Source organism: Draconibacterium mangrovi, from assembly GCF_010586825.1.
GTDB lineage: Bacteria > Bacteroidota > Bacteroidia > Bacteroidales > Prolixibacteraceae > Draconibacterium > Draconibacterium mangrovi.
The window spans coordinates 1-20,198 of the sequence record NZ_JAAAGB010000019.1; the positions used below are offsets into that span (position 1 = coordinate 1).

Genomic DNA, 20,198 nt, shown 5'->3' on the forward strand with positions numbered 1-20,198 from the left:
CAAATCAAAGGCTTAACGATTAGAAAAAGATGGAAGAACTATTATAAAAAAGAAATAAATTTACAGTAATAACCTGTAAACTTTTTTTAGGACGAGTCACAAAGCAAAAATATAGGGGCGCATCTTGCGCCCCTTAGGGCATGTTCCCAAAAACCGGGGGTAATAATCTCCACGACTGTTTCCAAACGCAAACCATAACTTTCTTAATTTGAAAAGATGTTTCAGCTACACACAAAGTCAGAATTTCTGTTTTTTTTCCCACTTTTGCAGCGTTACAATAGGTAAACTATGGAGAAATACATCGAGCTGTTAAAAACGCTGATCGCTACGCAGTCGTTTAGTAAAGAGGAGGAAAATGCGGCCGCCGTTATGCGTGCATTTTTGGAAAAAGAAGGTATTCCGTATAAAACAAAAGAGAACAACACCTGGGCCTACAATAAATATTATTCGGAAGAAAAGCCTACGATTTTACTCGACTCGCATATCGATACGGTTCGTCCGGCGAAAGGCTACACCAAAGATCCGTTTTCACCTATCGAAGAAGGCGATGTATTATTTGGTTTGGGAAGCAACGATGCCGGTGGCCCGCTGGTTTCGCTTCTGGCAACGTTTGTTCATTTTTACGAGCGTGAAGATCTGCCCTACAACCTGGTTTATGCGGCAACTGCCGAAGAAGAAATTTCAGGCCGCCGAGGTATGGAGATCGTTTTGCCTGAGATTAGCCCTATAACTTTTGCCATAATTGGCGAACCCACTAAAATGGAGCTGGCCATTGCCGAAAAAGGTTTGCTGGTGTTGGATTGTTACGCCCATGGCAAATCGGGCCATGCAGCCCGCGAAGAAGGCGAAAACGCATTGTACAAAGCTATTGATGACATTGAGAAGCTGCGTAACTTCGAGTTCGAAAAAGTTTCTGAAGTGCTTGGAAAAGTAAAAATATCGGTAACACAAATTGAGGCCGGCACGCAACACAACGTTGTTCCCGATAATTGTCATTTTGTGGTAGATGTGCGCACCAACGAACACTATACCAACAAAGAAGCTGCTGAAATTATCAGCCAATTGATTGACTCGGAAGTTAAACCGCGTTCGGTTCGTTTAAATTCATCAGGCATATCGGCGCATCATCCGTTTGCCAAACTGGTTAAAGAAAAAGGCATAAATACCTACGGTTCGCCAACCACTTCCGACCAGTCTATTATTCCGTTCCTGTCGGTAAAAATGGGGCCCGGCGATTCGGCACGTTCGCACACCGCCGACGAATACATTTACAAAAGCGAAATTATTGCAGGGATTGAACGCTACATCGAATTACTGGAAGAACTAAAGCTGTAATCAGTCTTTGTAAGAAAACGCCAAATGCTACGTTACTCTCGGTTTGAAAACGGTCGATTACGAAAGTAAACTCCCTGATTTCCAAACTCTAGAAAGCCTTGCCTTTGACGCGTTCTTATCAAAGAAAAAGAAATAGCTGAGTTTTCCGGCAAACACTAATTAGCCACCAATTATTCTTCTGATGCGGTCGTCCAAAGCAGCCTGATCGGCAGTAAAACTTGCCAGTCCGGCCAGGTTTAGCAAGGTATCGATAGCCAGTTCGCCATTGGCAATACGCTGTGCCCAACGCTGATGATTGGGTATTTTTCCATCGTCAGCAATCAGTTTATAATCTTTTTCGCTGAGGTACGGAAACATATCGCCGCATTCCGCTTCATGCACCCGGTCGATCAATTCATTTTCATTTTTTGGAAGATTCGCATCCAGACTTTTTGCAAGTTCCAGTTCTTTTTCGCTCACCTCCCATAATTTTTCAGGGAAATAGTTGGCAGCATTGTCGGTTAAATCTACCGGATAAACTTCGTTCAGTTTCGATTGAAAGTTGCCATCCATGTTTATTTTTCCCTCGGCAGCCACTTTTGTGGGCATGGTAAAAACATCGGTTCCGGCCAGTGCATCCAGCTGCGAATAATGGCGCAAACTTGCTGCAATCAATTTGGTAGGTGTTTCATTGTGTTTGGTCAGTTCGGTAACAATATGCTGTGCGGAAATAACTGTCCGCTCACCTGCCCCGCTGCCGCTTCCCAGCTCGTTATCTTTTATGTAAGCGCCAATCCGGCCTAAAAACACATTGCAGTAATTGGGTTTTGTTATAGCAGCCACCATCGCATTTTGCCGGGCCGAAAACTCAAGTGTAAAATTGATTTTCACACCCAGCTCACGCAGTTTCCGGGCCCCCAGCAATCCGGTTGCTGTGTAGGGTACCTTAACAATAAACTGATCGGGACAAATGGAAAAGTAGCGCAATCCGTAATCAATAATGGCATTAAAATTATAGGCCGTATTGGTGTGTAGTTCAACACTTACAAAGCCTCCAAACTTTTTGGCCAGCCGAATACCGTGCCGGGCATTTAAAATAAATGCGATCTCAACAATTTGCTCTTCTATTGGCAGGTCTTTTACAATTTCTACCGTCTGCTCAACAAAATCATCATAAATTCCTTTCTGAATTTCGTTGTTTACCAGCGTGTTGTTGGTGGTTAAAGCCGTCATTTCGGCCGACCAGTTTTTTTCGGCCTCCTCCATATCGCCGGTGTCGAGCCAAAGTTCTGTGCCTGTATTTTTTAATCCCTGCCAGAATGGATCCGGGCTGGCACTCACTTTCGTTTCATTTACATCTTGTAAAACAAATTGTTTGATCTTTTCCTTTAACTTTTCATTCATCATTATTCAGCTTTGTAATTATACCATCATTACGTTAATTTAACTTTTGGGTTATACCCGCCAAATCAATACTTGCTAACTACTTTTAAACATTATGCGCGTTCTGTTTATGATATATTGCCCGAATAAATAACTTTGTCACCATGTTACACGAGATCAGTATTTCAGAATATATTAAACTGGCCGAGTCGGTTCCGCTTGTCGATGTTCGTTCGCCGGGCGAATACGAAAAAGGGCACATACCGGGAGCATTTAGCATTCCGTTGTTCTCGAATGACGAGCGTGCCGCTGTGGGCACTGTGTATGTTCAGCAATCAAAAGAGAAAGCCATTGAGCTGGGTTACAAATACGTTACACCAAAGTTAGAATGGTTTATTTCGGAATCAAGTAAGCTGGCTCCCGATGGTGTAATTGCCGTGCATTGCTGGCGTGGAGGAATGCGTTCAAGGTCGTTTGCCCAACACCTTTCCGATAACGGTTTTTCAAAGGTTTACGTGATTACCGGAGGTTACAAAGCGTTCCGAAATCATGCATTGGAATCGTTTAAAACCGAAGCTAATATTTGTATTTTGGGTGGTTACACCGGAAGCGGGAAAACACATATTTTATATTCGCTGAAAGATCAGGGCGAGCAAATTATCGATTTGGAAGGACTGGCCAACCACAAAGGATCGGCTTTCGGCCGTATTGGAGACGGTAAACAACCCTCCATCGAGCAATTTGAAAATGACCTGTTTTGGGTATGGAAAGACCTGGATTACACCAAAACCATTTGGATTGAAGACGAAAGTCATCGTATTGGTTTGGTAAATATCCCCATGAACTTTTTTGAGAAGATGAGACGCCAACCGGTTATTTTCCTTGATATTTCACGGGCAGAAAGAGCGCGTTTTCTGGTTAAGGATTATTCAGAAGCCGACAAAGCGATGCTGAGAGACTCCATTCTGCGAATAGAAAAGCGACTGGGAGGATTAAATACCAGATATGCGCTGGAACACCTTGAAAAAAACGAACTATTTGAAGTGGCGATGATCTGCCTGATATACTACGACAAATACTACCTGAGAGGATTGAAAAACAGGGAACACCAGGATATTTACACTTTAGAATCAGCTACCATTTCGCCGGAAATAATAACCAAACAAATAAAAGCCTTTTATGAGTCTGTCAGATACGAAAAATATAAAGCTCACACAGTATAGCCACGGAGCCGGTTGCGGCTGCAAAATATCGCCTAAAGTTTTAAGTACCATTCTTGAAACAAAACTCGACATGGGAATTCAACCCAATCTTTTGGTTGGTAACGATAGTCGCGACGATGCTGCCGTTCTGGATTTAGGAAACGGCACTGCCATTATCAGTACTACCGACTTTTTTATGCCCATTGTTGACGACCCGTTTACTTTTGGTCGTATAGCTGCAACCAATGCCATCAGCGATGTTTTTGCCATGGGCGGGAAACCAATACTGGCGATTGCCATTTTGGGCTGGCCAATAAATAAACTGGCCCCTGAAGTTGCACGCGAAGTGGTTGAAGGCGGTCGTCAGGTTTGTAAAGATGTAGGAATAAGTTTGGCCGGCGGTCACAGCATAGACAGCCCGGAGCCGATTTTCGGCCTTGCCGTTACCGGACAGGTTGATCTGAAGAACATAAAACAAAACGACACCGCCACCAAAGGTTGTCAGTTGCTTCTTACAAAACCGTTGGGAGTTGGTATTTTAACGACTGCACAGAAAAAAGGCATTCTGGCAAGCGAACACGAACAAACTGCACCTGAATTGATGTGCCAGCTAAATACGCCCGGTTTTGAACTGGCAAAAATAGAAGGTGTAAAAGCCATGACCGATGTAACGGGTTTTGGATTGCTCGGTCACCTCACTGAAATGTGCGAAGGCAGCAAGCTTTCGGCACAAATTGAATATGATAAAATTCCAACATTGCCCATGCTTCAACCCTACCTGGAACAAAATTGTATTCCGGGTGGTACATTGCGCAACTGGGATAGCTACGGGCATAATGTTTCTATGAAAGAGGCCAGCTACAAAAATATTTTATGCGATCCGCAGACCAGTGGCGGTTTGTTACTGGCTGTTGAACCGGAAGCGCTTTCGGAAGTAGAAGTTTGCCTGGCTAAATTCAATATCACAGCTACACCATTCGGACAATTAACCGAAAAACAAAAACAATTTATTACAGTAGTGTAAATTTCTGGAAGTCGCAGTTTTCAGTCCCAGTATCCAGTCGTAGTTATCAGTCACAGTTAACAGTCGCAGTATCCAGAATCCAGTATCAAGAATCCAGTATCAATTATGGAAAAAAACGCAGATAAAGAGCCTCAAAAGCAACCAAACAATCCCTTGCATGGTAAAACACTTGAGGCCATTTTGGTGTACCTGGTAAGTTACTACGGCTGGGACGAACTGGGCGATATTATCCACATCAATTCATTCCGGAATAATCCCAGCTTAAAATCGAGCCTTAAATTTTTACGCAAAACACCATGGGCCCGCGAAAAGGTGGAGCAACTTTATGTTGAAACGGTAAAAAAAGCTTAAGCTAACTTCAAAAATTATCTGCCCCCAACAAGCATTTATCTTGCTCTTATACAAGTTTTAGGTCAACACGATGTTAATGGCTCATGTGTTTAAACCTTATACCACACGTTTTGTTATATTGGCGTTATTTCAACGACGAATAAAAATTAAAAACAACTATTAACCAATCAATTCAACAAAATGAGTAAGATCGTTCAATTTGGAGAAAACGTTCAGGGATACACCATCCCGGTTTTAAACGAAAGAGAAATTCGTGCCGCAGCAGGAATGCTTTTTATGCTGATGTTTATTTCTATTCAGCAGGCTACGCAAGGCAATTTTACACCCTTAAAATATGCCATTGTTGTTTTCCTGACCGACATGTTGATCCGCGTGCTGATTAACCCAAAATATTCACCAACACTCATTCTCGGGCGTTGGATCGTGCGTAACCAAACACCCGAATATGTTGGGGCACGCCAAAAGAAATTCGCCTGGAAAATAGGAATTGCACTGGCTTTTACCATGTTGGTATTGGCCGTAATTGTAAACTCATACAGCCCGATAACCGGCATTATCTGCATGATCTGCCTGGTATTTTTATTTTTCGAAGCCGTATTTGGTATTTGCCTCGGTTGCAAATTTTATCCTTTATTTTTTAAAGACAAAGTGCAATATTGTCCGGGAGAAGTTTGCGATATAAAGTCACGCCACGAGATTCAGAAAACAAACTGGTCGCATTTACTTATCGTATTAGGGTTTGCGGCTTTTATCGCACTCACCTATTTTGCATTTAACGAGCAATTTGTAAAACCACCCTTCGATTTGTTTGGGTTAAGTTCATAAGCGAAATAAACTGTACCGTTCTTGTATTTTTGGGTTTTCACGGAAACGCGAAAATACAAGCCGGTTCAGCCTTTTGTATCCCCACCATCCGGCAAGTGGTTTTATTATCCGAAATATTATGTGAACTGTGTCACCCGGAAAACTGTTGTAAATCATAATAATAAACATTTCCGTGTGCGAACACGGTAAATAAAATTTTATAGATTTACAAAATAACTATCTAAATAAAAATTTATGATTCTTGGATTATTAAAGGAACACGGTAAAGAAACACGTGTCGCTTTACTTCCGGAAACTGTGAAAGCTTTTACCGATCTGAAAGTTGAGGTATTGGTTGAACAGGGAGCCGGCGAAAAAGCATTTGCATCCGATGCCGACTACGAAGCCGTTGGAGCAAAAACAGTTTCGCGCGACGAAGTGTTTGCCAAAGCCGAAGTTCTACTTCAAATTCAGCCACCCGCAGAAGGTGACACCGGGAGAATTAAAGATTCTCAGGTTTGGATTAGCGCGTTCAACCCGCTTTGGGATACAACGCTGGTAAAAACTTTCCTCGATAAGGGTATCACAACATTTAGTCTCGATTTGATTCCGCGTACAACACGTGCGCAGGCCATGGACATTTTGTCGTCGATGGCAACGGTTTCGGGCTATATGGCTGTGCTGGAGGCTGCGGCAAAACTGCCTACCTTCTTCCCAATGTTTATGACAGCCGCCGGTACCATTCGTCCGGCCAATGTGCTCATTCTGGGCGCCGGTGTTGCAGGTTTACAGGCCATTGCAACCTCGCGTAAACTGGGTGCACAGGTGCAGGTTTTCGATGTACGCTCGGCGGTAAAAGAAGAGGTAATGAGCCTTGGTGGTAAATTTGTTGAAGTTGAAGGAGCAACCGAAGACAAAGCTGCCGGTGGATATGCCGTTGAACAAACCGAAGAATATAAAAAGAAACAACAGGACAGAATCAATGAGGTGGCCGCCAAATCGAATGTGGTGATCTGTACCGCACAGATTCCGGGGCGCAAAGCACCGCTTTTGATTCCGAAAGAAGCTGTTGACGCTATGAAACCGGGATCGGTAATTATCGATCTGGCTGCATCAACAGGCGGGAACTGCGAACTTACCAAAAACGACGAAACTGTTGAATACAAAGGCGTTTCTATAATCGGGCAATCAAATTACCCGGCGCAAAAACCGGTTGATGCCAGTCGCATGTTCGGAAAGAACGTGTTGAACTTCATGAAGTTAATTATTGGAGAAGAGGGTGAACTCAACCTGAATTTTGAAGATGACATTGTAAAAGGAACCTGCATTACCCATGCAAAAGAACTTTACAACGAACGAGTAAAATCAGTTATCGAAACCAATTAAATGAATAAACAATGGAAAGTATATTAACTTTTTTAACCGAAAATAAAGAAGCGATATTCATTATAGTGTTATCGATATTTCTTGGATTCGAGGTAATTTCCAACGTGCCATCGGTGTTGCACACTCCCCTTATGTCGGGAGCCAACGCAATCAGCGGTGTAATTATAATCGGAGGAATTATCCTTGTTGGTCACGCTTCATCTACTTTCGAGTGGATACTGGGCGCTATTGCCCTGTTTATGGCTACGCTTAACGTGGCCGGAGGATTTGTTGTTACAGACCGCATGCTCGAAATGTTTAAAAAGAAGAAAAAATAACGATGAACGCTATGATTTTACTAAATACATTAATGCCGGGACAAGTTGTCCTGGAATACAGTTATCTTCTTTCAGCCATTATGTTTGTAATCGGACTGAAACTGGAAAGTAATCCTGCCACCGCCCGAAAAGGAAACTTCTGGGCTGCCTCGGGTATGATCCTTCCAATGATCACCACCCTGCTATTAAACAAAGATGCTGCCGGCGAAGGAATTTCTCTCGCCAATGCAGCAGCGGTAATCCTTATTATTGCAGCGGGAGCTGTAGTTGGAACCGTAATGGCCCGAAAAGTAAAAATGACGGCCATGCCTCAAATGGTATCATTCTTTAATGCTACCGGAGGTGCGGCATCAGCGGCTGTGGCTTTAATCGAGTTTACAAAAAATCCGAATCAGGCACTTTTAGTAACCTTGCTCGGATTGGTTGTAGGTAGTATTGCCTTTAGTGGTAGTATGATTGCATATGGAAAACTGGATGGTAAAGTGGGTGATATTTTTGCCAGATTTATGACCTACCTAAACCTGTTCTTTATGCTGTTGATTGTTGTCATCATTCTGCTGGTACTATTCGGCGGTTTCGGTCAGGCAACCGTTTCATACCTTGTATACGGACTGCTGGTATTAAGCATCGTTTATGGAGTTAGTTTTGTGATGCCAATCGGTGGCGCGGATATGCCAGTTGTTATTTCATTACTGAACTCACTGACAGGTATTGCAGCTGCTATGGCCGGTTTTATCTATCAGAACGAAGCGATGATTCTTGGAGGTATACTCGTAGGAGCCGCCGGAACCATTCTTACCCTACAAATGTGTAAAGCAATGAACCGATCTCTGATTAACGTGATAATTGGAGCATTTGGTGGCGGTGGTGCAAGCCATGCTGATGTTCAGGGAAGTATTAAGGAAATTACATTGAGCGATGCAGCTGTTTTGTTGAGCTACTCGCAAAAAGTAGTAATTATTCCTGGTTATGGATTGGCAGTTGCGCAGGCGCAGCACATTGCTCACGAACTGGATTCGTTGCTTGAGAGCAAAGGCGTTGAAGTAAAATACGCCATTCACCCGGTAGCTGGTCGTATGCCGGGACACATGAACGTCTTGCTGGCAGAAGCCGACGTGCCTTACGAACAACTGGTGGAAATGGATGACATTAATCCGGATATGCCAAATGTTGATGTGGCAATTGTGGTTGGAGCCAACGACGTGGTAAACCCTGCTGCTTATGACGATCCGGGAAGCCCGATCTATGGCATGCCGATCATCGATGCACACCTGGCCAAAAACATCATTATCATGAAACGTGGTATGGGTAAAGGTTATGCGGGTATCGAGAACTTCCTGTTCTTTAACGACAAAGCACGTATGTTGTTTGGCGATGCCAAGAAATCGATTTCCAGCCTGGTTAGTGAAATTAAGAGTATGTAAAAGCAAAACGTAATAAGCTTTGTGCAAAGTGAAAAATGCCACTTCGAAACCGAAGTGGCATTTTTTTGCGCTCTGCCCCTTGCTCCTTGCCCGCCGGTCCTAAATCAATAAAACATTAAACCCTTTATCAGAAAATAAATAACGGCTGATTCTTGTGTTCTAAATCCTATTTTCGCGGCTCAAAATTTCAATTATTTAAATATTTAAGAATGAGTACTCAAAAAATTGGAAATCCGGCAGTTGTTGGTCTGGCCGGTTTCGGATTAACTACCCTTTTACTGCAAATTCATAACATCGGTTTATTGGGCATTGGCCCTGTACTGGCTATGGGTTTGGTTTTTGGCGGGCTGGCACAAATGATTGCCGGATTTATGGAACAAAAAGTTGGCAATAATTTCGGATTCAGTGCCTTTGTTGCTTACGGTTCGTTTTGGATTGGTCTGGGAATTATTTGGTTACTAAACCATTTTAACGTTTACAACGCCTCGCATACCGATGTGGGTTGGTTTTTGGTAGCCTGGGCGCTGTACACTTGTATTATGCTTGCAGCATCGTTTTATGTACACAAAGCAATGACCATTACATTTATTTTACTCGAACTGGGTTTTATTCTATTGATTATTGGTCATTTTGGATACCCAAAAATGAATGTAGTTGCCGGTTACGAGCTTATTTTCTGTGCGTTGTCGGCCTGGTATATGATGGCAGCCATTATTATCAACGACCTCGCAGGTAAAACTGTACTGCCACTTGGAACAGCATGGGCTAAAAAAGCGAGCTAAAGTCTAAGTATTAAGATATTTAAAGGGTCAGACTGAATAGTTTTGACCCTTTTTTGTGCTTCACAAATACCTCTTTACTACTAATCAGCATGAAAAAATTGTTTAAAATCTCTATTAATTAACGAATTAGCACCTTTAAGCTTTTATTTATTCAACTCTTTTGATACATTTGTTGTGCAAACCATTTATCAAAAGGACGTACATATGTTTGAAGAACAAACCTTAACAAGTTATGCTCCGGCAATGCGTCATACAAACGGGCAACTTGAAAGCCAATTAAAAACAATCCTTGAGAATAAACAACTGGTTAATTTTGTGGAGTCGATCTCGCAAATGGTGATTATCTTAAACAAACACCGCCAGGTAGTTTATGCCAACAATAGTTACAAGGATTTTTGCAGACAGCTTAATCATGATCCATTAATTGGAAAACGCCCGGGAGAAACTTTTAATTGTGCCAATGCATTCAATTCGATTACAGGATGCGGAACTACCAATGCCTGTAAATCGTGCGGAGCTGTAAATGCAATTTTGGAATCGCAAAAAGGGAAACGTTCTACTAAACAATGTCAGATACTCACCATCGAAAATGACGCACTGGATCTTGAGGTTACAGCCAATCCTTTAGATCTCGAAGGAGAAAAGTTGACGATATTTTCAGTAATCGATATAAGCGCCGATAAAAGAAGGGAATCGCTGGAGCGTGTTTTTATTCACGATATACTTAACAGTGCAGGAGCCATTTCCGGTTTATCTTCGATTCTTAAAGAAATTGACGATCCTGAACAATTACAAGACATCGCCCAAACAATTGAAAGCGCTTCGCAGAACCTTATTGAAGAAATACAGGCACAGCGTGAATTAGGTGCAGCAGAAAGAGGTGAACTTCAATTGCAGCTTAGAGAGGTTAACAGTAATACCCTTCTTACAGACCTGCAGAGAACTTATGCAAAACATGAATTGAATAACGGGAAACCTGTTCAAATCAGCATGGATTCAACCGACTGCACACTTACAACCGATCTTGTATTGGTACGGCGTATTCTTGGAAATATGATCAAGAATGCCATTGAAATGAATGTGCCGCACGATACAATAACGCTTGCCTGCAAGGAAAGCGAAAATCAGATAGAACTATCGGTACACAACAACAGCATTGTACCCGGAAAAGTAAAAGATCAGCTGTTTAAACGTTTTTTCTCCACCAAAGGAAAAGGCCGCGGACTTGGGACATACAGCATGAAACTTTTGGGCGAAAAATACCTGAATGGCAAAGTTGGTTTTACCAGCTGCGAAGAAAGTGGAACAACATTTTATATTCAACTTCCTAAATAGTTACTCACAAAGACTTTTTATAACACTTGAGCTTTATATCTTTGGTTGTTTTATTACGAAATGACCAAAGAAAAGCTCTTTTTAAAAATCATCGCGCTGATCGATGAACGGATCGAATCGGCACAAATGGCTATTGCCTTGGCTAAAGAATCGCGCGACAGCGAAACAAAAAGCAGTGTGGGCGACAAGTACGAAACCGGTCGCACTTTAATGCAGCAGGAAGTTGAGAAAAACCGTGTTCAACTGCACAAAACCGAAAGGCTTAAAGCTGAACTGGAAAATATCGACCTGAAAAAAAAGTTCGACAAAGTGGAATTTGGCAGCCTGGTAGCTGATGGAAAAAACCTGTATTTTATTGCTACAGCCCTGGGTAAAATTGAAGTGGATGGCAAAAGCTGTTTTTGTATTTCGCTGGCCTCGCCAATTGGAAAAGCGCTACACAACAAAAGCGTAGGCGACAAAGTAACATTTATGGGAAGAGCCATTGAAATAGTTGCTATTGATTAAAGCAATTCTTCTATTTGAAAATCGATTAACTTTAAGCATCTGAAACCAACAAAATATACGACCATGCATTTATCAAAACTATCCCGAATAAGATCAATCTCTCTGACAGTACTCTTTTTATTTGTATTGTTCAACTTATCGACAAATGCACAGGAATACGCCGTTGGTGCCGACCTCTCGTTTTTAAAACAAGCCGAAGACAATGGTTTTAAGTTTAAAGAAAACGGAGAAGTAAAAAAAGGTATCGAGATATTCAAAAACCACGGGTATAATTGGATACGTTTGCGGCTGTTTCATACGCCATCACAACTTCCCAATAATCTGGAATACACCATTGCCACAGCACAAATGGCGAAAGAGCATGGTTTCAAATTTCTGCTCGATTACCATTATTCAGATACCTGGGCCGATCCCGGAAAACAATTCGTCCCCAAAGCATGGGAAGGACTTTCGCACGAAACACTGATTGACTCGGTATACGAATACACCCGCCAATCCATGATCGCGTTTCGCGAAGCCGGTGTTTTCCCCAACATTGTGCAGGTGGGCAACGAAATCAGCAATGGCATGCTTTGGCCCGATGGTAAACTGCCCGATAATTGGAACAACCTTGCAGAACTGATTCAAGCCGGAATTAATGGTGTGTTTGCCAGTTGCGGTAACAATCCCTGCCCGCAGATCATGATTCACATCGACAAAGGCGGCGATAAGGAATTCACTAAATACTGGTTCGATAAACTCCTTTCGTACGGAGTGGATTTTGATGTAATGGGACAATCGTATTACCCCTGGTGGCACGGCTCAATTCTCGATTTGCGCGAAACATTAAACTTTATGGCTCGTGCCTATCAAAAAGAAATAATTGTAGTGGAAGCCGCCTAAAATTTTGCACCGGCCGAATACATCGGGAAACCGGCACCTTTTGCCGAGTCTCCGGAGGGACAGCGTCAGTTTCTGGAGGAAGTAAACCGCGTAGTACTTAATGTGCCAAATGGTGTGGGCGCTGGTGTATTCTGGTGGGAGCCGGCCGTGGAAAACAAAGGTTTTGGCTACCGCACTTTTTTTGATGCAGAAGGAAATGTACAACCGGTAATTGAAGTATTCGATCGATTTACATGACATTAAGGGCTGAATGATTGCAGGACAGAATGCTTTAATGCTTTAATCCAAAAGCTGTGTTGCTGGAAATTGCTAAACTGATAAATTGTAAAATTGTACAGCAGCTCGTGGCTCGTAGCTAGAATCCACTTTTGCCTTTTACCTTTCTATTTCTACTTTTGCCTTAAAAAATACAAATGACATACATTACCGATAAAGTTTTTAAAAACCAGGATTTCTCAGAAAAAGGTTTGGAACAGGCCGACTACGAAAGCTGTAATTTTATCGACTGCATTTTTTCATCTGCCGACCTTAGCAGTTATAGCTTTGAAGACTGCAGTTTTGAGAACTGCGATTTCAGCAACACAAAAATTACCAATACCGCCTTAAAAAATGTGAGCTTTAAAAATTGCAAACTCATCGGGTTACAATTCGACGAATGCAACCCATTTTTACTCGAATTCAGTTTCAACGGATGTATGCTTAACTATGCATCGTTTTACCAGTTAAAAATAAAAGGCACCCGCTTTAACCGCTGCACCATGCACGAGGTTGATTTTAGCGAATCCGATCTCTCCAAAGCCATATTTTCGGAATGCGACCTGGCCGGAGCAGTTTTTAGCCGTACCAATCTGCAAAAGGCCGACCTTCGCAATTCTATCAACCTGTTTCTCAATCCGGAGCAAAACCAACTGGCAGGAGCTCATTTTTCGCTCGACATGCTTCCCGGACTGCTAAGTAAGTATAACATTAAGGTGGATTAATAATTTTTTGTTGTTTTGCAGTATGGATCTTTTACTTTGGTTTGACTACATCGGGACATTTGTTTTTGCGATAAGCGGCACGCTGACAGCTGCCGACAAGCGCCTCGATTTTTTTGGGGCTACCGTTATTGGTTTTGTTACTGCCATTGGCGGCGGAACCATGCGCGACATTGTGCTGGGCGATACGCCGGTGGCGTGGATGCAAAACAACAACTATTTCTGGATGATTATTGCCGCGGTTGTGGTAACTATCATTTTCCGCCGGCATGTAATGAAACTCAAACGCACCCTTTTTCTTTTCGACACTATTGGAATTGCCACATTTACCCTGCTGGGATTAAAAAAGGCTTTGCTTTTTAATATTGATCCGTCGATGGCCGTGCTGATGGGCCTGTCGTCGGCAGTTGTGGGAGGCGTTATTCGTGATATCCTGTGTAACGAAGTACCACTGATCTTTCACCGCGAGATTTATGCCACCGCCTGTATTGCCGGAGCTCTGGTGTACCTTTTGCTAAGCCGACTGGGCGTTTCAGAAGTAATCTGCGAAACAGCAACCGTATCTTCAATTATCGCCATTCGTATCCTGGCCATTCGTTTTAACATTGCCCTGCCGCGGCTGACGCATAAGGATTAAAGGATTGAAGGACTGAGGGACTAAGAAGTGAATGAGGAGGAATTTTGTGGTTAAACGCTCTGATTGCCTGAATGCTCTATTGCTTTAATACGTAAATGCTTTAATTCAGAGGATGTATTGCTGGAATTGCCAAACTGATAAATTGCAAAATTGCAATCCAACTCGCGGCTCGTAGCTCGTAGCTCGAAGCTAGAAACTACTTTTTCCTTTTGCCTTGAACTCCCCTACCATTCCACCAGTGACAGACCAAACCCAACAACCGTTTGCCGGTGGTTATAATCGATCATACTTTCGCCATAACCCGAAAACACCTGCGCCCTGAATCTAAGGTTATCAATTATTTTTATGGAATAAGCAAACCTTATACTTCCACGGTTATTTTCGCCAAAGCGTAAACTGTGACGGGCGGTACAATTAACAGCATGAATTCCTTTTCCCCAGGTAAGTAGCAGCTCGCTGCGCCCCAGGTAATTTTCAATTCCGGGATTATCATCTTCTTCATCCGGTTCGGGCAAACGCAACCAGGGTTTAAACACCACCGATGTATTTTTCCCCTCCAACGCTACCTGCGCCACAATGCGGTTCCAGCTACGCGACAGCGGATTTGCACGCCCGTTGCTCTGATGATTAAAACCTAGCCCCACAGAAACACCATCAAGTCCAAAAAGGCGGTAATGAACAGGAAGAATAAACATAGCTTCCGGTTCGTAATTTGTTTCCCGGAAAGGGCGCGACAAATCGGTGTTAAACACCTGCCAGAACGATGCCTGAGTATACGCTGCCCAAATATCTCCGCCAACTTTATCGCCGAACACATCATTAAAAATTTTTGTTTTCAGGCTCAGTTGAAACATTTGTTCCGTTTTATTCAGCGGAATGGACTCATCGATATTCCGTTCAGGATTTCCGCTATGGGGCAAACGGTTTACATTGTTCGACACTTTGGCCACCAATACATAAACCGGTTTATAGGTGCGTATTACAAACAAATCTTTATCGTCGTTTTCATTATCCCCAAGGTCCCAGTGATCGGCGAGGGTGTATTCCGCCTGCCCAAAAAGTTCCTGCGCAAAAGAGGTGTGGCCCGCAAGCACCAGACCTAATAGCAGCATCGTGATTTTTATTCTCATCATTTGGTGTTTACTGTACGAAGATAGGCAATAACAGCATGCTTTACCTCATGCGATTGCTGTTTGGCTAACATCTTTTAACAGTTGGAGGGGAATGAAGGGATGGAGGAATGAAGGACTGAATTAGACTGAATCAAATGATTTGAGATTGAACAAAGATTGAGGGAAGCTAATAGCTTCTGGCTACTAGCTTTCTTTAATCTATCTATCTTTTGCTCCCGACGCTTCGGTCGGGATTTCGTCTGGCAGAGCCGTCCTCAACTCTTAACTTTTTTCTTGATTTATTCTTCATCCTTTGATACCCCCTATTGCACCACGCTTTAGCCATTAATTTTTCTTAAAGGCTAAAGCCTGTTCGTTGTGTATTCCCTAAATCACCGCCCTAAAGGACGGTGCAAAAAAATCCACTTGCACATTGTTGAAAAGATGGCTTCTTAGTCAGCTAATGTATAATGGATAGAAACTCGCAACTTACGGCTCATAGCTGGCGGCTAGTGGTTCGCAGCTTTATCCTTTCATTCGGTTTGCTTCAGTCGTTCCACCCCGCAATCACAATTTCCGGTGATATACCCTCCAATTCATCACCACTAATAGTAGTTACTCCTTCAAAAAATCACCACTTTTTGGGATTTCACACCTCAAGTCTTCCAACTAGTTTTGCAGCATAAACATTTAATAACTTTATCCAAAGATCATGAAGAAACTATTGCTATCATTTCTAATTGTAAGCGCAGGCCTTTTTGCTTTCGCACAAGACGATGAAAACAATCTCAACCAATACACCAACTCAGCCGATAATCTTTTAATTCAAGACAGCAAACTGCTGATTGGCGGTTACGGCGAAGTACATTACAACCAGCCATTATCGAGCGACACTTATAACAACGGCAAACTGGATGTACACCGTGTGGTTATGTTGCTGGGTTATAACTTCAACGAAAAAACACAGTTTATTACCGAAATTGAATACGAGCACGTTAAAGAGGTTTATGTAGAGCAGGCTTTTTTACAGTACAAACTAAACAACGCCATTAATTTCAGAGGCGGATTGATGCTGGTTCCTATGGGAATTATCAACGAGTACCACGAGCCTACAACTTTTAACGGTGTTGAACGTCCGCTGGTTGACAATACGATTACGCCAACCACATGGCGCGAAGTTGGTGTTGGTATTACCGGAACAATTTTGCCGGCATCGTTAAAATACCAGGCCTACGTAATGAACGGTTTTAACGGTTACGATGGTTCGGCTAAACTTAGTGGTGCAAAAGGAATGCGCAGCGGCCGCCAAAAAGGAGCTGAATCTTATATGAGCGCACCAAATTTTGCGGGTAAGATCGAATATTTCGGAATCAGGGGATTAAACCTGGGCTTGTCGGCCTATCTGGGAAATACACAAAGTAAACTGTACGATGGTATCGACAAAGATGATGACGCCGCTGTAGCTATGGCCGATTCATCGGTAGTTGGTATTTCAATGCTTGGAGTAGATGCCCGTTATTCGGTAAAAGGACTTCAGTTGCGTGGCCAGTTGTACTATGCCAGCCTGTCAAATACCGATGAGTACAATGCTTTTACAGCGAAAGACGGTAGCCTGAATGATGTTGGAAGCGCTATGATCGGGTATTACGCCGAGGCAGCATACAACGTTTTCCGCACGGTTGACACCGAGTTGCAACTGACGCCGTTTGTACGTTACGAGTTTTTAAATACACACAGTTCGGTAGAAAACAATATTGCTAAAAACGCATCTTACGAGAAAACAGCTATTACTACAGGACTTACGCTGGCCTTAACAAAAGGAGCGGTTGTAAAAACCGATATCCAGTTTGTGAAAAATGCAGCTACCGATACTTATGCAAAAACATTTAGCGCCGGAATTGGTGTAATGTTTTAAACGACAGAAAGATGAAATTCAGATCAGGAATAGTATTGATTGCCCTCTTATTTAGTGCTTGTTTGGCTTTTGCCCAAAGCGAGGTGGATTTTCAGCCAAAAGCGTTGGAAAAGACCCTTCAGAAATCGGGTATCGAAACACTGTCGGCGGTTCAGGAGATGAAAATTACCGACCCGGCTTGCACCGAAATAAACGGTAAATACTTCCTGGTTAGCGAAAATAACGAAAACCACTACCGTTACATTTACATCGGGCGGGTAAACAGCTGCCGCGCCGGAGGATGTTCGGCAGTACACGAATCGCTGGCAACACTCGATTCGGAATATTTTGATTATTACATTTTATTCGACGAGAATAAAACCGTGCGGGACGTAAAAGTTTATAACTACCAGGCCACGCACGGCCACGAAATTACGGCCAAAGGCTGGTTAAAACAGTTCATCGGTTTTAATGGCTCCGGCTCGTTAAAAGTGGACAAAAACATCGATGCTATTTCAGGTGCCACCATCTCGGTATATGCCATCACCGCAGATGTGGAAAACAAAACGGCACTGCTGAAAAAGCTTCAGTTATAATTCGCAAAAGTTATACATTACATACGTTTTAAGTCCCGGTTGACATTGGTTGTCGATCGGGACTTTTTTTTTGAGTAGGCATAACATTCAGGCTAAGTACTTAGATTGCTTCTCCGTCAGCTGACAGATCGCAATGACATTCTTTGGATGTTTAAACCTGCAGCGGACAATGACCTGTTTTATCCCGGCACGATTCTCTTCTGTCCGCTGCCCTGAACCTGTATATACCGTGTCATTGCGAGCGAAGTGAAGCAATCTACGCCTGCTACACCACCCCGTCAGCGAAAGCAGGTATTATCATCCAACTTAATAGCTCACATTGCTGACACTCCTCCTGAAAGGTGGAGAAATCCGTGAAGTGATGTTCTGTCACATTAAAAATAAAATGAATATGCAGCACAAGTTTAGATTCAGGCCAGTGTCTAATTCTGAAAACATTGATTTTTATTCAACAAAAATTGTAATTCATGAATCTACTCAACAGACGATCAGGAAAAATGATCGGCTACATTTTCCTTTCTTTATTTTTCTTTTCGTGTGCTAAAATTCCAGTGTATCAAAGCCAGGATCTTTCCGGCAAACCAACTCCTGAATTTTCAGCTATTCCAACTACCCATTTTGATAAAAAAAATAATATCCGGTATGGAGTGGCGGTGAATGACACGAACTTCTTTTTTACGGCTACTTTGTGCGACCGTAACACTTACCCCCGGATTATGCGCAGCGGACTAAACCTGTATTTCGATCCGCAAGGCAAAAAAAGTAAAAAGTATGCACTTAAGATTGAACGTTCTCCAGATCAGTTGAACCGGCAAAATTTACAAGGCCGGCCAATGCAAGAGCCGGGGATGAACGGGAATATGGCCGCAGCCATAAACACCGCGTTAAAAAAAGTAACCTGGGATGCCAACGGCGAAGAATTTACCTTTTACCGCAGCCCACACTTGTATGCTATTGAAGTCAATTTTACGACCAACAAATACAACGAGCTTGTTTTAGAATTGCAAATGCCGATAAAAGAAATTCCGGTTGCCGGAGATCATACTTTCTCCGCGGGATTGGAAATGGGAAGTTCTGTTCCCCCCGTGAAAGGAAGCGGATCCATGTCAAATTATTCCGGTTCCGGACGAGGCAGAGGCTCAGGAGGAGGAATGGGAAGAATGTCCGGCGGCGGCGGCGGCGGCGGTCGTGGCGGGCAGATGAAAGGCATGCAGCAACACCCAACCGGCGCAAGCTCATCCTCGGCGGTTTCTTCGTGGTTTAAGGTTGCTTTATAAATTGGATCTATTCTCGTTGCCCTTACGGACAACGCTTTTATTTTGTGGACCTTTGGCCCTATCGGTTTAGGGGCAACGCCCCGATACTTATCAGCATCGTCCATAAGGGCGATGAAAAACAAAAAAAGGCACGGAAAACTCCGTGCCTTATAGCTATAGTGTAATTTGAATCTACTTTTTTACAGAGTGCAGCCCGCACTCTTTACCAGATCCCTGCTCCCACCACCAGCGTCCGGCGCGGAAATCCTCGCCCGGCTGAATGGCACGTGTACACGGCTGGCAACCGATACTCACAAAACCTTTGTCGTGCAGCACATTGTAGGGAACGTTGTATTTTTTCACCCAGTCGATGGTTTCTTCCAGGCTCCACTCCATTAGCGGATTGAATTTTACAATGTCGTTTCCTGCGTCGTACTCAAAAAATTTCATGTCGCTTCGGTTTTCCGATTGCGAAGCGCGTAATCCGGTAATCCAAATCTCGTTTCCGGCCAGGGCACGTTTTAACGGAATTACCTTGCGGATGTAACAACACTCTTTGCGGTTTTCCAGCGACTCGTAAAAGCTAAAAGGCCCTTTTTCGTCGAGCAGTTTTTCCACTTCTTCAGTTGGCGGGAAATACGCTTTAATCGGCTTGTTGTATTTTTCGAGCGTACTGCGGTACACTTTGTAAGTTTCGGGAAACAAACGGCCGGTATCCAAAGTAACCACTTTTATGGGCAGCTCGTTCTTAAAAATGATATCGGTAATTACCTGATCTTCGTAACCAAAACTGGTGGTAAAAACCACTTTGTCAGGATGCTGCTCAACCAGGAATTGTAATTTTTCTACAATCGTTTTTTCTTCCAGTTGGGAGTTATACTTGTCGGTAAGTTGTTGCATATTCTTTCACTATTTGATGTCACTTTCCCTGTTCCAAATTAAAGATTTCTCGTTCATTCTTCACTCGAAATGACAGCTTTTTTAAACTTTTTTAATCTACATCAATCTCGGATCA

19 protein-coding genes and 1 pseudogene are annotated in these 20,198 nt (G+C 43.0%); 17 read left to right on the forward strand and 3 right to left on the reverse strand.

Annotated features, from left to right (window positions below; genetic code table 11):
- Window positions 1–288 precede the first annotated feature (288 nt).
- Window positions 289–1,335 carry a M20 family metallo-hydrolase gene (locus G4420_RS22860; protein WP_163326275.1) on the forward strand — a complete coding sequence of 349 codons (1,047 nt, stop codon included), beginning with the start codon at window positions 289–291 and terminating at the stop codon, window positions 1,333–1,335.
- A gap of 159 nt (window positions 1,336–1,494) precedes the next feature.
- Here the strand turns inward: G4420_RS22860 and G4420_RS22865 are convergent, their stop codons facing one another.
- Window positions 1,495–2,721, reverse strand: a complete 1,227-nt coding sequence (locus G4420_RS22865) for a transaldolase family protein (RefSeq protein ID WP_163326276.1) — start codon at window positions 2,719–2,721, stop codon at window positions 1,495–1,497.
- A gap of 140 nt (window positions 2,722–2,861) precedes the next feature.
- On the opposite strand from G4420_RS22865, the gene mnmH reads away from it, so the two are divergent.
- From mnmH to G4420_RS22935, 13 genes and pseudogenes are all read left to right on the forward strand, one after another.
- On the forward strand, window positions 2,862–3,920 hold the full coding sequence (gene mnmH / locus G4420_RS22870) for a tRNA 2-selenouridine(34) synthase MnmH (RefSeq protein WP_163326277.1): 1,059 nt from the start codon (window positions 2,862–2,864) through the stop codon (window positions 3,918–3,920).
- The gene (selD, locus tag G4420_RS22875; RefSeq protein ID WP_163326278.1) at window positions 3,877–4,923 is read left to right on the forward strand and encodes a selenide, water dikinase SelD; all 1,047 of its coding nucleotides are present in this window, start codon (window positions 3,877–3,879) and stop codon (window positions 4,921–4,923) included. Before mnmH ends, selD begins: the two co-directional genes overlap by 44 nt.
- A gap of 105 nt (window positions 4,924–5,028) precedes the next feature.
- The gene (locus tag G4420_RS22880) at window positions 5,029–5,274 is read left to right on the forward strand and encodes a VF530 family protein (RefSeq protein WP_163326279.1); all 246 of its coding nucleotides are present in this window, start codon (window positions 5,029–5,031) and stop codon (window positions 5,272–5,274) included.
- A 180-nt stretch (window positions 5,275–5,454) separates the two neighbouring features.
- Window positions 5,455–6,099, forward strand: a complete 645-nt coding sequence (locus G4420_RS22885; RefSeq protein ID WP_163326280.1) for a DUF4395 domain-containing protein — start codon at window positions 5,455–5,457, stop codon at window positions 6,097–6,099.
- 234 nt (window positions 6,100–6,333) lie between these two features.
- Entirely contained in the window at window positions 6,334–7,464 is a 1,131-nt protein-coding gene (locus tag G4420_RS22890) for an NAD(P) transhydrogenase subunit alpha (RefSeq protein WP_163326281.1), read from the forward strand.
- A gap of 11 nt (window positions 7,465–7,475) precedes the next feature.
- Window positions 7,476–7,781 (forward strand): NAD(P) transhydrogenase subunit alpha, encoded by a 306-nt coding sequence (locus tag G4420_RS22895; RefSeq protein WP_163326282.1) that lies wholly within the window; start codon window positions 7,476–7,478, stop codon window positions 7,779–7,781.
- Between the two features lie 11 nt (window positions 7,782–7,792).
- The gene (locus G4420_RS22900) at window positions 7,793–9,205 is read left to right on the forward strand and encodes an NAD(P)(+) transhydrogenase (Re/Si-specific) subunit beta (protein ID WP_246241727.1); all 1,413 of its coding nucleotides are present in this window, start codon (window positions 7,793–7,795) and stop codon (window positions 9,203–9,205) included.
- Between the two features lie 209 nt (window positions 9,206–9,414).
- Window positions 9,415–9,987, forward strand: a complete 573-nt coding sequence (locus tag G4420_RS22905) for an acetate uptake transporter (RefSeq protein WP_163326283.1) — start codon at window positions 9,415–9,417, stop codon at window positions 9,985–9,987.
- 204 nt (window positions 9,988–10,191) lie between these two features.
- On the forward strand, window positions 10,192–11,322 hold the full coding sequence (locus G4420_RS22910) for a sensor histidine kinase (RefSeq protein WP_163326284.1): 1,131 nt from the start codon (window positions 10,192–10,194) through the stop codon (window positions 11,320–11,322).
- A gap of 60 nt (window positions 11,323–11,382) precedes the next feature.
- The gene (locus G4420_RS22915) at window positions 11,383–11,829 is read left to right on the forward strand and encodes a GreA/GreB family elongation factor (protein ID WP_163326285.1); all 447 of its coding nucleotides are present in this window, start codon (window positions 11,383–11,385) and stop codon (window positions 11,827–11,829) included.
- Window positions 11,830–11,892: 63 nt separating this feature from the next.
- Window positions 11,893–12,948 (forward strand): annotated as a pseudogene (locus tag G4420_RS22920) (glycoside hydrolase family 53 protein).
- A gap of 176 nt (window positions 12,949–13,124) precedes the next feature.
- The gene (locus G4420_RS22930) at window positions 13,125–13,691 is read left to right on the forward strand and encodes a pentapeptide repeat-containing protein (protein ID WP_163326287.1); all 567 of its coding nucleotides are present in this window, start codon (window positions 13,125–13,127) and stop codon (window positions 13,689–13,691) included.
- A gap of 22 nt (window positions 13,692–13,713) precedes the next feature.
- A complete protein-coding gene (locus G4420_RS22935; RefSeq protein WP_163326288.1) occupies window positions 13,714–14,325 on the forward strand; it encodes a trimeric intracellular cation channel family protein in 612 nt (203 codons plus the stop codon).
- 224 nt (window positions 14,326–14,549) lie between these two features.
- On the opposite strand, the gene G4420_RS22940 is transcribed toward G4420_RS22935, so the two are convergent.
- A complete protein-coding gene (locus G4420_RS22940) occupies window positions 14,550–15,455 on the reverse strand; it encodes a phospholipase A (protein WP_163326289.1) in 906 nt (301 codons plus the stop codon).
- A gap of 694 nt (window positions 15,456–16,149) precedes the next feature.
- On the opposite strand from G4420_RS22940, the gene G4420_RS22945 reads away from it, so the two are divergent.
- From G4420_RS22945 to G4420_RS23340, 3 genes are all read left to right on the forward strand, one after another.
- The gene (locus tag G4420_RS22945; protein WP_163326290.1) at window positions 16,150–17,352 is read left to right on the forward strand and encodes a hypothetical protein; all 1,203 of its coding nucleotides are present in this window, start codon (window positions 16,150–16,152) and stop codon (window positions 17,350–17,352) included.
- A gap of 11 nt (window positions 17,353–17,363) precedes the next feature.
- Window positions 17,364–17,927 (forward strand): FMN-binding protein, encoded by a 564-nt coding sequence (locus tag G4420_RS22950; protein ID WP_163326291.1) that lies wholly within the window; start codon window positions 17,364–17,366, stop codon window positions 17,925–17,927.
- Window positions 17,928–18,394: 467 nt separating this feature from the next.
- Window positions 18,395–19,204, forward strand: a complete 810-nt coding sequence (locus G4420_RS23340; RefSeq protein WP_204273800.1) for a hypothetical protein — start codon at window positions 18,395–18,397, stop codon at window positions 19,202–19,204.
- Window positions 19,205–19,375: 171 nt separating this feature from the next.
- Here G4420_RS23340 and G4420_RS22960 read toward each other — a convergent pair whose 3' ends face one another.
- The gene (locus G4420_RS22960) at window positions 19,376–20,083 is read right to left on the reverse strand and encodes a phosphoadenylyl-sulfate reductase (protein WP_163326292.1); all 708 of its coding nucleotides are present in this window, start codon (window positions 20,081–20,083) and stop codon (window positions 19,376–19,378) included.
- Window positions 20,084–20,198 lie beyond the last annotated feature (115 nt).